7 protein-coding genes are annotated in these 12463 nt (G+C 75.1%); 4 read left to right on the top strand and 3 right to left on the bottom strand.

What is annotated here, in order from left to right:
- Nucleotides 1-2: 2 nt before the first annotated feature.
- Together ACFYT9_RS32765 and ACFYT9_RS32760 are read right to left on the bottom strand one after the other, a co-directional pair.
- Nucleotides 3-1271: an aminotransferase class III-fold pyridoxal phosphate-dependent enzyme gene (locus ACFYT9_RS32765; protein ID WP_389169431.1), complete on the bottom strand. Its 1269-nt coding sequence runs from the start codon at nt 1269-1271 to the stop codon at nt 3-5.
- Nucleotides 1268-2701: a 3-phosphoshikimate 1-carboxyvinyltransferase gene (locus tag ACFYT9_RS32760; RefSeq protein ID WP_389169428.1), complete on the bottom strand. Its 1434-nt coding sequence runs from the start codon at nt 2699-2701 to the stop codon at nt 1268-1270. The genes ACFYT9_RS32765 and ACFYT9_RS32760 overlap by 4 nt, the downstream gene beginning before the upstream one ends.
- A 594-nt stretch (nt 2702-3295) precedes the next feature.
- Here ACFYT9_RS32760 and ACFYT9_RS32755 point away from each other — a divergent pair.
- Nucleotides 3296-3868, top strand: coding sequence for a GNAT family N-acetyltransferase (locus tag ACFYT9_RS32755; RefSeq protein WP_387276559.1), 573 nt, complete (start codon nt 3296-3298; stop codon nt 3866-3868).
- 96 nt (nt 3869-3964) lie between these two features.
- On the opposite strand, the gene ACFYT9_RS32750 is transcribed toward ACFYT9_RS32755, so the two are convergent.
- Nucleotides 3965-4480, bottom strand: a complete 516-nt coding sequence (locus ACFYT9_RS32750) for a GNAT family N-acetyltransferase (RefSeq protein ID WP_387276557.1) — start codon at nt 4478-4480, stop codon at nt 3965-3967.
- A gap of 308 nt (nt 4481-4788) precedes the next feature.
- On the opposite strand from ACFYT9_RS32750, the gene ACFYT9_RS32745 reads away from it, so the two are divergent.
- From ACFYT9_RS32745 to ACFYT9_RS32735, 3 genes are all read left to right on the top strand, one after another.
- Nucleotides 4789-9261 (top strand): amino acid adenylation domain-containing protein, encoded by a 4473-nt coding sequence (locus tag ACFYT9_RS32745; protein WP_389169424.1) that lies wholly within the window; start codon nt 4789-4791, stop codon nt 9259-9261.
- The gene (locus ACFYT9_RS32740) at nt 9258-10406 is read left to right on the top strand and encodes a hypothetical protein (protein ID WP_389169421.1); all 1149 of its coding nucleotides are present in this window, start codon (nt 9258-9260) and stop codon (nt 10404-10406) included. Before ACFYT9_RS32745 ends, ACFYT9_RS32740 begins: the two co-directional genes overlap by 4 nt.
- Before the next feature lie 82 nt (nt 10407-10488).
- Entirely contained in the window at nt 10489-12441 is a 1953-nt protein-coding gene (locus tag ACFYT9_RS32735; protein WP_389169418.1) for a carbamoyltransferase, read from the top strand.
- Nucleotides 12442-12463: the final 22 nt, after the last annotated feature.

The following is a 12463-nucleotide window of genomic DNA, read 5'->3' as shown; positions in this document are numbered from 1 at the left end:
GGTCAGCCCTCCGTGGCGGTATCGGCGGCGGACACCGCGGCGGTGAGTCCCTCGGTCAGCAGGCGGACGTCCGGTTCGTCGAGGAGCGCCGGCGGGACGATCTTCACGGTGGCTCCCTCGGGGCCGCCGCCGAACAGGAGCAGCCGCCCGAGCAGGGCCTGCCCGGTCACGGCACGGGCGCGGACCGGGTCGGGGGCTCCGTCGCGTAGGCAGTCGAAGGCGGCCAGGGCGCCCGCGGTGCGTACCGACGCCATCCAGGGGTGGCGCGCGGCCAGCGCGGTCAGGTCGTGCTCCAGGCGTGCGCCGAGCTCCCGGGCGCGGGCGGCGAGGTCCACGTCGGTGACGACGTCGAGCACCGCGGCCGCGGCGGCGCAGGAGACGGGGTGGCCGGAGAAGGTGGAGGTCTGCACGCCGGCCGGCAGCGCGTCGACGACGTGCCGTTCGCCCACGACGGCTCCCACCGGGAAGCCGTTGCCGAGGGTCTTGCCGAGCAGGGTGAGGTCGGGGCGCTCGGTCATCAGCTCGGCGGTGAACAGGCGGCCCGCGCGGCCGAGTCCGGTGTAGATCTCGTCGAGGATCAGCAGCGCGCCGCGGGCGTGGGCCTGCCGGGCGATCTCGTCGAGGAGGGCCGGGGCGACGGGGAGGACGCCTTCGGTGACCTGGACGGGTTCGAGGACGACGGCGGCCGTGCCGCCGAGCCGGTCCGCCCGGTCGAGCGCCTGCGCGAGCCCGGCGGCGAACCGCTCGGCGTCGTCCTCGCGCGGTGTCCGCGGGTCGGGCAGCTCGGCCGTGACGACGGAGGTGTCGGACAGGTCGCTGTACGACTTGAACTCCGGCCTCCAGGTCAGCGCGAGCGCGCCGGCGGTCTTGCCGTGGTAGCCGTGGCGGAAGGTGACGACGGCCCGGTGTCCGGTGGCCGCGCGGGCGATCTTGAGCGCCGACTCGACGGCCTCGCCGCCCGTGGCGGTGGGGAGCACCGCCGCGTCCCGGTAGGGGCTCAGCTCCGCGATCCGGGAGACCATGCGCGTGCGGGCGTCGGAGGAGAGCTTGCATCCGGTGTGGGTCAGCCGTGCCAGCTGGTCGGCGGCGGCGGCCGTGACCGCGGGGTGCTGGTGTCCGAGGGTCGCCGCGCCGCTGCCGGAGGTGGCGTCGAACCAGGGCGTTCCTCCGGCGGTGTACAGCCAGGGGCCCGATCCGGTGGCGAACTCCGGTCCGAGCACGGTGCCGGTGGAGCGTGCCTCGGCCGCCGGGGCGGTCTTCACTTGGGTCATCGCTCTGTGTCCTCGTGGATCCTGGCGCCGACGGCGCGCTGCACGTCGGCGAAGTCGGGGAAGGAGGTGCGGTGGCAGCCGCCGCCCAGGACCGTGGTCCGGCCCGGCAGGCTCACCGCGAGGGTGGCGGCGGCCATGGCCAGCCGGTGGTCCTCGTGGGCGGGGACCGGGCCGGCGGTGAGGGGGGCTCCGCCGCGGACGAGCAGACCGTCGTCGACGACGTCGACCCGCGCGCCGAAGGCGGCGCCCAGACGGGCCGTGGTGGCCAGGCGGTCGGTCTCCTTGAAGCGGAGTTCCGCGGCGCAGCCGATCCGGGAGGTGCCCGGGAGGGCGGCGGCGACCATCGCGAGCAGGGGGACCTCGTCGATCAGGGCGTGGAGGAGGGCGGGTTCGTCCACGTCGAGGGCGGTGACGCCGTCGAGGCCGCCGCGGGCGACGATCGTGCCGACGGGTTCGCCGCCCGAGGTGAGGCGGCGGTCCGCGTAGGCGATGTCGGCGCCGGCGGTGCGCAGGACGTCGAAGAAGCCCAGCCGGGTGGGGTTGAGGCCGACGTCCGGCAGCCGCAGTTCGCTGCCGTCGCCCCAGAGCAGGTGCGCGGCGAGGGGGTAGGCGGCGAGCGAGGGGTCGCCGGGGACGTCGATGACCGGGGGCACCGTGTAGCCGCCCCCGTCGCAGACGACGGTCCGCTCCAGTTCGGTCAGGCCCGCCCCGAACGCGGCGAGCATGCGCTCGGTGTGGTCGCGGGACCGGACCGGGTGCCGGACCGTCACCGGCAGGCGGGCCGCCACCGCGGCGAGCACCACGGCGGAACGGGCCTGTGCGCTGCCGACCTTGAGGTCGACGGTGCCGGGCCGGTGGACGGGACTCTCGACCAGGACGGGCAGCCGGCCGGGGTCGCCCAGGTGGCGGATGTCCGCTCCGAGCGCGACGAGGGGTTCGACGAGCCACTCCATCGGCCGGTGCCGCAGCACTTCGTCGCCGTCGACGACGGCCCGGGTGCCGGTGCCCGCGAGGAGGCCGACGAGCAGCCGGGCGGCCGCGCTCGAACCCTCCGTCTGGAGGTAGGGCACGTCCTGGGGCCAGCCGGTGACGCCGTGGTGCTCGCGCCTGGGCTGGGGAACGGGAGCCGCGCCCCGCCGAACCGTCAGGACGCCACCGCCTGCGGCCGTGCCGTCGGTCTCGACGGCCAGGCCGAGGGCCCGCATGGCGGGGAGGAGCGCGCGGACGGCACCGCCGAGGTTCGCGTTGCGGATCGTGACGGTGTCGGGGGCTCCGGGCAGCATCGCGGCGAGCAGCGCGCGATGGGTCACCGACTTGTCGCCGGGGACTCGCGCCGTGAACGGTGCGCCGCCCCGTACGACCCGGCCGCCGTCCACTTCGAGATTCGCCGATATCGTGGCCGGCATGGCGAACTCCTGGACCTCTGGCACGAGCGACTCCTTGGCTGCCGGACGGGTTGACGGTGGTGGCGGCGATCAAGCTGCCATGCCGGAAGCGGTCTTCCACAGGGCAATCGGATGGCCGTCTGGTGCCGTGTCCCGTTACGGACAGTCCGATCGACGTCTCACGATGTGACACGCGGCTGTCTTCCTGGTGGACACCTCAGGTCCGCGTACCACGATGTGACACGGGGCCGGTCCGTACTCCGGACCCATCGCCGCCGGGGAGACCGGGCGGGCCGGATCCGGGTCGAGAGGGCTGACGGGAGCGTGCTGCGGTCGCCGCCCGGCGGCCTGTGGAGAGGCTGGGCGCCGGCGGCCCGTCCGGGTGCGGGTGCGGTCCGGGCGGGCAGGGGTTGGGCGCCCGACGGCCTGTCCGGGTGCGGCTGTGGCCCAGACGGACGGGGGTTGGGCGCCCGACGACCTGTCCGGGTGCGGGTGCGGTCCGGGCGGGCAGGGGTTGGGCGCCCGGCGGCCTGTCCGGGTGCGGCAATGGCCCGGGCCGGACAGCCTTCCGGCCTGGACAGCCTCCGGGGCGCGCACTGGAATGGCGTCTCCCGGCCGGCACGACACCTTGGGGGCCTCATGACCATCGATTCCGCACCGCCACCGGTCCGCCTGCCGGCCGTCGCGCCACCGCTCACCGACGGCGTCGTCCATCTGCGGCCCGTACGGGTCTCCGACGCCCCCGCCGTGGCCCGCGCGGGCGACGACCCGGAGGTGGCCCGCTGGACGCCGTTCCCCTCTCCCTTCACGGAGCGGGACGCCGAGGCGTGGATCGGCTCCCGTTCGGCCCGGGAGACGGTGGACTGGGTGGTGACGGACCGCGAGGACGGCGCCGAGGTGCTGGGCTGGATCGGTCTGCACGACCTCGACGCCGGGCAGCGGCGGGCCGAGCTCGGCATCTGGCTCGCCGCCGGCGCCCGAGGTTCGGGGACCGGTCGCCGGGCCATCGCCCTGATGACCGCGTGGGGGTTCCGCGAGCTGGGCCTGCTGCGCATCGCGGCACTCTGCCTGAGCGGGAACGCGACCGGCCGCCGCGCGATGGCGGCGGCCGGTTTCGTCCCCGAGGGGGTGCTCCGCGCCTACGAGGACGTCAAGGGCGTCCGGTACGACACCGCCGTCCTCGGCATGGTCCACCCGGACCTGCGGGGCTGAACTCCCGTCCGGAGGCCCGTGATGCCGTCCGCGCGGTGCGGGGGCGCGTGGCGCGGGGGCACGGTGTCGGGTGGCGCGGCTCGGGACGGTGCGGGGTCAGATGGCTCGGACGAACGCGACGCGGTCGAGGCCGGGACCGTCGTAGTCGGGCTGGAGCGGCCGGCCGTCGAGTTCCTTCGGGCCGGGTTCCGCCGTGAATCCCATGCGCGTATGGAAACGGTAGGACCCGGAATTCGCCGCGGACGTCACCGCGCGCACCACGCTGCTACCCCGGTCGCGACTCAGCTCGAAGAATTTCCCGTAGAGGTGCCGGCCCAGTCCACGGCCCTGCCACTCGGGCGCGACCCCCACGAAATGGATGTAACTCTCGTCGGCGCTCGACTGGGAGTGGAATCCGATGAGGAATCCCACCATCTCCCCGTTCTCCTCGGCCACGAAACTGCTCGACGTGAAGTGCTGAAAGTAGAGCCGGGGCAGCAGCAGGGCGCGCTGCACACTCCCCGCACTCCCCTCGAACTCGCCCCACCAGCGATCGAGAACGCGGAGAACCTGCGGGTGGTCGTCGGCGACCGGATGCCTCAACTTGATTCCGCTCAGCGTCATTTGGGACATGCCCGGGAAGCTACCACAGGAGCGGACGGCCTCCTCCGGACCGCATTCCGGTTGCGGACATGTCCACTGGCGGACAAGGAACGGCGCTGTACAGCTCCGGCTCCTCACGGAAATATCGGGGCGGCCGGGAAACCCTCGAACCCGCCGTCCCCGACCGGGTCACGGGGATCCTCACCCACGTTCCGGAGATCCCTGCCCGAGTTCCGGCATCACCGTCCGAGTTCCGCGGTGCACTCCTCCCTCCCCCTTCTCCTCTCCCCTCTCTTTCTCGACATTCCTTCGCCCCCGACGGTCTCTGGAGATTCACTATGCTGGGCTCACCGCTGTCCGCGGCAGCCGAGGTCCACGACAGACTGTGCGCCGCAGGAGTCGTCCTCAGCCTGGAGGACGGGGCGCTGCGCTACTCGGCTCCGCCCGGGGCGCTCACCCCGGACCTCCGCGCCGCCGCCCGGGGCTGCCGCGACGGCCTCGTGGAGCTGCTGCGTACCCAGGAGGCCGGACCGGAGGACGGACCGGAGGACGGCTGGCGGTTCACCGCCGATCCGGAGGCGGCCGGCGCCCCCTTCCCCCTGACCGGACTCCAGCAGGGCTATCTCGTCGGGGAACAGGACTTCTACGACCACCCGGCGCCCGCCGTCTTCGTCCACGAGTACGCCTTCCCCGCCGGATCGGTGCCCGACGCCGACACCCTCGACACGGCACTGAACCTGCTGGCGCGGGCCCACGGCTCCCTGCGGCTCGCGGTGTCCCCCGACGGGACCCAGCGCATCCTGCCCGCCCCGGACGGGCCCGTCGCGCCCGTGGTCGACCGCAGGGACCTGTCCGGCCTGGCCGCAGCGGCCGCGGAGGAGGAGCTGCTCGCGCTGCGCGCGCGTCTCGCCGCGGACCTCCCCGACCACGGGGCGGGCCGTCCGTACCTGATCCGCCACGTCACGCTGCCCGACGGCACGGCCAGGCTCCAGATCGCGCTGCGGCTGATCGCCTTCGACGGCGTGACGACGCAGCTCTTCTTCACCGAGCTCGCCCGGTGCTGCGCCGATCCCGGCCACACGCCGCGGGCCGTGCCCCTGTCGTTCCGGGACTACGTCACCGGGCTGGAGGAGCGGCGCGCCACGCGGGCCCATCTCGCGGCCCGCCGCTACTGGGAGCGCCGCTCCCGTGAGCTGCCGCCGGCTCCCGCGCTGCCCACCCGCCCGCACGGCACCGGACGGGCCGCGGGCGCCGAGCACGGGGGCGCCCCGCTCGCGCGGCTCAGCACGCGGCTCGACGCGGCCGCCTGGGCCCGCTTCCGCGACCACGCGTCCGCCTCCGGACTGCCCGCCGGCACCGCGCTCTTCTCGCTCTTCACCGAAGCGCTCCACCGCTGGTCGGACGGGGCCGCCGGCACGCTCACCGTGCTCGCCTCGCACCGCCCCGGCACCGATCCCGGTCTCCAGCGGGTCTGGGGCAACGCCAGCACCACCGTGCTGGTCGGCTACGGCGCCGCCGAGCCCGGCACCTCCTTCGTCGAGCGATGTCGCGGATCCCGGGGCGGCCTCTACGCCGATCTCGCCGCGCTGGAGATCTCGGGGGTCGAGGTGGGCCGCGCCCTCGCCGGCGGCGCCGGGGGCGGGAGCCCGTTCCCGGTGGTGTTCACCAGCGGCCTCGATCTGGTCGACGGCGCCCCCGGCGGCTTCCTGCTCCCGCTGCCCGGGGCCCGCCTCGTCCACAGCTCCATCAGCACGCCGCAGGTGCTGCTCGACCACCAGGTCTACGAGGAGGCGGGCGAGCTGGTCTGCAACTTCGACTACGCCGAGCACGCCTACCCGCCCGGCATGATCGACCAGCTGACCGCCTATCACCGCGCCCGTCTCCAGGCGCTCGCCGAGGGGACGGCGGCCTGGCACGCCACGGGGCCGGTACCGCTCCCCTCCGGCCACCTGGAGGCGCGGCGGCAGGCCAACGCGACCTCCGAGGACCTGCCCTCGGGGACGCTCCACTCGTTCGTCCTGGAGCGCTGCCGCACGGCCCCGGACACGCCCGCCGTGCACGACGCGGAGGGGACGGTCGACCGTGCCGGGCTCGATCGGGCGTCGGGGCGGCTCGCCCGCCGTCTCGCCGCCGTGGGCGCCACCGGCGGGACCGGTGAGCCCGCGCTCGTCGGCGTCCGCGTCCCGCGCGGCCGGGCCCAGTCGATCGCCGTGCTCGCCATCCTGCGGGCGGGGGGCGCGTACGTCCCCCTCGACCCGTCCTGGCCGGCGGCGCGCGTCCGCACCGTACTGCGTCACAGCGGCGCGCGGGCGCTGATCACCGCCCCCTGGCAGGACACGGCGGAAGCCGTGCCCGAGGGGGTCGAGGTGGTCCCCTGGCCGGAGCCCGACGCCCGCGCCGCCGACCCGTCCGAAGCGACGGCGGCACAGGCCGACCGCACGTCCGGGCAGGCAGCGGACACCGGCGGACCGAACGAGCGGGCGGCGGACACCGACCGCACCGGCGGGCCGCTCGACCGCACCGCCTACGTCATCTACACCTCGGGCTCGACCGGTACGCCGAAGGGCGTGGTCATCCCGCACGCCGCCGCCGTCAACACCCTCCGCGACCTCACCGGTCGCTTCGCCCTGACCGCGCGCGACAAGGTGCTGGCCGTCTCCTCGCTCGCGTTCGACCTCTCCGTCTTCGACCAGTTCGCGCTGCTCGGCTGCGGCGGCACCGTCGTGTGCCCGCCGGACAGCCCCGTACCCGACCCGGAGGCATGGGCCGCGAGCGTGCACCGGCACGGGGTGACCGTGTGGAACTCCGTCCCGGCCCTGCTGGCGCTCACCCTGGAGTACCTCGGGGAGCGGGCGCGCGAACTGCTCGCGTCCCTGCGCCTGGTGATGCTCAGCGGCGACTGGGTGCCGCTCCCCCTCGTCGAGCGGCTGGCCGAGGTCTGCCCGGACGCCGAGGTGATCGCGATGGGCGGCGCCACCGAGGCGTCCATCTGGTCGAACTGGTTCCGGACCTCGGAGCAGCCCGAGGACTGGCGGAGCGTCCCCTACGGGACCCCCCTGGCGAACCAGACCATGCACGTCCTGGACCGCGAGCTCACGGACACGCCGTCCTGGGTCGCCGGCGACCTCCACATCGGCGGCGCGGGCGTGGCCGCGGGTTATCTCGGCGACCCCGAGCGCACCGCCGCGTCGTTCTTCCCCCACCCCGTCACGGGTGAGCCCCTCTACCGGACGGGCGATCGGGCCCGGTACCGCGCCGGGGGCGTCCTGGAGTTCCTCGGGCGCGCCGACCATCAGGTCAAGATCAACGGATACCGCGTCGAACTCGGCGAGATCGAGACCCAGTTGGCCCGCGCCGCGGCGGTGGAGTCCGCCGTCGCGCTGGTCGACACCTCGCGCGGCGAGCCGTCCCTCGCCGCCTTCGTCGTCCGGCCGGCGGCCGAGGAGGCCCCCAGCGGAGAGCACGGCCCGGCCGTCGCCGTCGCCGCCGACCAGGCGGAGCTCCTGGAACGGCTCGGCGAGGTCCTTCCCCCGTACATGGTGCCCGCCGTCGTCCTGGAGATCCCCGAACTGCCGCTCAGCGGCAACGGGAAGGTGGACCGCAAGGCCCTCCTCGCCGTCCTCGGGGAGAAGGGCCGCGCCGACGGGCCGCTGTCGGACTCCGGCACCCCGGCCCCGGCCGAGGAGCCGGCCACGCCGCTGGAGAAGCGGCTCCTCGGCCTCTGGCAGGAGCTGCTCGGACCGGCCGCCCGCGGCGTCGAGGACGACTTCTTCGCCCGCGGCGGCAACTCCCTGACGGCGGTACGGCTGTTCCGCGCCGTCGAGGCCGCCTTCGGCCACCGGCTTCCGCTGAGTTCCCTCTTCCGCCACCGGACGGTACGGGCCCAGGCGGCGCTGCTGGCCGACACGGCCCCTCGGGCCGGGGGGAGCGGGCTGCTCACGGTGCTCGGCGGAAGCGGCGAGGGCCGGGTGGTGTTCGTCCACCCGGTCGGCGGCGACGTGCTGTGCTACCAGGAGATCGTGGACGCCGTGACGGGCGGCGAGGGAGGGGCCGGCCGCGCCACCCTGTACGGCGTCCGGGCTTCCGGACTGCACCCGGACGAGCCGCTCGCGACCGGCCTCGACACCATGGCCGAGCAGTACGCGCGCACGCTCCTGGAGGAGCTGCCGGACGGCCCCCTGCACCTCGTGGGCTGGTCGATGGGCGGGACGATCGCCCTCCACATGGCCGGGCTGCTCGAACGGGCGGGCCGCGCCGTCACGTCGCTGACCACGGTCGACTCCTTCACCGGACGCGGCGACGGCCCCCTCCCCGACCTGACGACACGCCTCGGCGGCTTCTTCGCCGACCTGACGGGGCGGCCCGACCCGCTGCGGCTCGTCCCCCCGACGGAGGACGGGTCCGAGGAGCGGCGTCCCGCGGCCGCCCACGACGCGCTGGTGGCCGCCGGAATCCTGGAACGCCCCCTGGAGGCCGAGGAGCTGAACCGTCTCTTCGCCGTCTACCGCAACAACTCCGAACTGCTGGAGCGGCACACGCCGGCCGTCTGGCCGACCGCCGGCGCGCCCGGCACCGGCCGGCCTTCCCCGGCCTGGCTGCTGATCCGTGCCGAGCGCACCGCGCGGGACGCGTTCCCCTCGCTCCGGCCCCTCGACGAGGCGCTGCCGGGCGCCGGGCGGCCCGACGTCCTGGCGGAGGACCACTTCTCCGTCGTACGAGGGGCGGGGGCGGCGTACGTCGCCCGTCGCATCGCCTCGGTGACCGGGGCCCACGGCCCGTCCGACCCGACTCCCGACCAGGACCACGCATGAGACTGCTCTCGACCGAGCGAGCACTGCTCGACCAGGCACTGCCGGGCTTCGACGCGAAGCTGGCGGACTGGGGCACCGCGGCCGCCGAGGACCCGCGCACCGGGGCGGTCGACGCCTTCCGGACCGCGGGGGGCGGCAATCTGCTGATCCCCGCCGCCCTGGGCGGTGCCGGCCTGGGCTGCCGCGACGGCGTCCGCCTCCAGCGGGCCGTCGGCAGCAGGGCGCCGTCCCTGGCCGTCGCCTCGACCATGCACCACTACAAGGTGGCGTGGCTGGCGCGCTGCGGCGGCCGGACCGCCTCGGAGGCCGTCCTGCGGCGGATCGCGGCGGAGCGGCTCCTGGTCGCCTCCTGCGGCGCCGAAGGGACGCTCGGCAAGAGCGTGTTCACGCCCGGCATCGAGGTCGTGGCGGCGCCGGGCGGGCTGCTGGTCTCCGGGACCAAGCAGCCCTGCTCCCTGACCCGTTCCCTGGGGCTGATGTCGCTGTCGGCCGCCGGCCCGGCCGAAGGCCCGTACCAGGGACAGCTGCTCATGCTGATGCTCCCCGTCACGGCGGGGGTCGAGCGGCGGCCCTTCTGGGGCAACCGCGTGCTGCGGGCGACGGAGACCGACGCCCTCGCCCTCGACCGGGCGTTCGTCCCCGAGGAGATGATCATTCCCCTCGGCGACCCCTCGGCCTCGCCCTGGCGTTTCACCTCCAACCTGCTCTGGTTCCAGCTGCTGATCACCGCCGCCTACCTCGGCATCGCCACCGGGCACGTGGAGCGTCTCTTCACCGGGGAGCGCGGCGCGCCGGGCGACCGTGTCGCGGCCCTGGCCCCGCTGGAGACGGCCGCGGCGGCCCTGGACTCACTGGCCTCGGACCTCGACGCCTGCGGGGACCAGGGCGCGGCCCCCGACGGCGACCCCGGCGGCGACGACGCGCTGGGCCGCGCGCTGCTGGTCCGGTACACGGCGCAGCGCGCGATCGCGGAGGCCACCGACCGCGCCCTGGAGCTGGAGGGCGGCATGCCGTTCGTGTCGGGCGGGCCGGGGTCCGAACTGCTGCTGGCCAGCCGCGCGCTGACCTTCCATCCGCCGGCCGAGACGGCCGTGCGCGACCGTCTGGACCTCTGGCTCCGCGGCGGCGGTCTCACCCTCGTGTGACCGCCCGCCCGGACGTCCGCCCCTCCCCCCTTCCTTCCCGCCCCCGCGAGGCGCCTCGGCAGGCGCCGCATGAGGAGACCCGATGATCGTCCTCGGCCTTCACTTCGGCCACGACGCCGCCGTCAGCGTTCTGCGCGACGGGGCGATCGCCTCGTACGTGCTGCGCGAGCGGCACACCCGCGTCAAGCACGCGGCGACGCTCGACGTGGCCACGGTCCGCCGGGCGCTGGCCACCGCCGGTGTCGGCGCCGCCGACGTGGACGCGGTGGCCGTCTGTTCCACCCAGGGCGTCGAGCTGATCGCCGACGACCCGGCGGCGCTGTCGGTCGAGTACGCCACGACGGACCCCTTCGGCCGGCCCTGCACCCTCCTGGAGGAGGAGCCGGACGCCGCCTCCCGGCGCGGCGGCGGGGAGTTCCTCGACTTCCTCTACGACGCGGACCTGTCCGCGACCTGGCTGAGCCGGTCGTACGCCAAGCTCTTCCCCGAGCACACCGGCCTGGAGCGGTCCGCGATCCGTGCGACGCCGTGGATCGACGACTACGTCACCGACCCGTCCTGGGCCGACGGCCGGGGTCTCGCCGAGATCGCGGCGGCGCCCACGTCCCCCCAGGACCGCCTGCGGTACGGCTTCCACCTGCCCGTACGGGTGAGCTTCGACGGCGTCACGGTCCCGGGGTACGCCGTCCACCACCACCTCGCGCACGCGGGATCGGTGTACTACGCCTCCGGGTTCCGGGAGGCCGCCGTCCTCACCCACGACGGCTACGCGGAGGGCGAGAACTACCACAGCGGCATGTACTACCTGGGCCGGGACGAGGCGCTGTACCCGCTCGCCCCGCACCACCTGGGTCTGGGCGGTCTGTACGACCGGGTCGGCGCCGCGCTGGGCCTCGGGGTCGTCGGACCGGCCGGCAAGCTCATGGGGCTCGCCGCCTACGGGCGCCCGCGGTTCTACTCGTCGCGCTTCCTCGGCAACCACCACGACCTGCGGGGACGGCTGCGCACGGACGTGGCCACGGCGTGGCTGCGCCACTGCCGCCGCGAGGCGGAGCGACTCGGCTACGACCTGGCCCCGTACGGCGACCCCCGGCAGGCCACGGCGCCGGTCAACGCGGACATCGCCGCGAGCACCCAGAAGCTGTTCGAGGAGGTGCGCATGGAGGCCGTCCGCACCCTGCACGCGTCCCTGGGCGCGGCGGGGCTGACCGTCCCCGATCTGTGCCTGTCCGGTGGCACGGCGCTCAACTGCCCGTCCAACAGCCAGGTGGCGCAGGAGGGCCCGTTCCGCCGGGTCTTCGTCGAGCCCGCCTGCGACGACGGCGGCATCGCCATAGGCGCCGCCCTCGCCGTCCACCACTCGATCCTCGGCAACCCGCGGGCGGAGGAGGCCGGTCCCGGACCGGCGTTCCCCTCGCCGTACCTGGGCGGGCCGGCGTCGTCCGAGGCCGTGGAGGCCGCCCTGCGTGCCGTCGGGGACGCCGTCGTGGTCGAACGCCTGGCGGGGCCCGGGCAGGTCGCGGAGCGGGCGGCGGAGGATCTCGTCGCCAACCGCGTGGTGGCCTGGTTCGAGGGGGGCAGCGAGGCGGGGCCGCGCGCGCTGGGCCACCGTTCGCTCATGGCCGACCCCCGGGACGCCGCGAACTGGGAGCGGGTGAACAGGATCAAGGACCGCGAGGCGTGGCGTCCGTTCGCGCCGGCGGTGCTCGCCGAGCACGCGGCCGACTGGTTCCGGGACGTGCCGCTGCCCTCCCCGTACATGCTCTTCAACGCGACCGTGCGGCGCGCCGAGATCCCGGCCGTCACGCACGTGGACGGGACGGCGCGCATCCAGACGGTCGACGCGTCCGCCGGGATGTACCACGCGGTGATCGCGGCCTTCCACGACCGCACCGGGGTGCCGGTGGTGATGAACACCTCCTTCAACGGGCCGGGGGAACCGATCGTCGAACTGCCGGAGGAGGCGCTCGCCCTCTTCCTCAAGACCGAGCTCGACGTCCTGTACCTGGACGGCCTGCGCATCACCCGAGCCTGACCGGACCGCACCGGCCGAGAGG

This window comes from Streptomyces sp. NPDC004435 (assembly GCF_042873895.1).
Lineage (GTDB): Bacteria > Actinomycetota > Actinomycetes > Streptomycetales > Streptomycetaceae > Streptomyces.
This window is presented reverse-complemented; position numbering and strand designations above follow the sequence as displayed.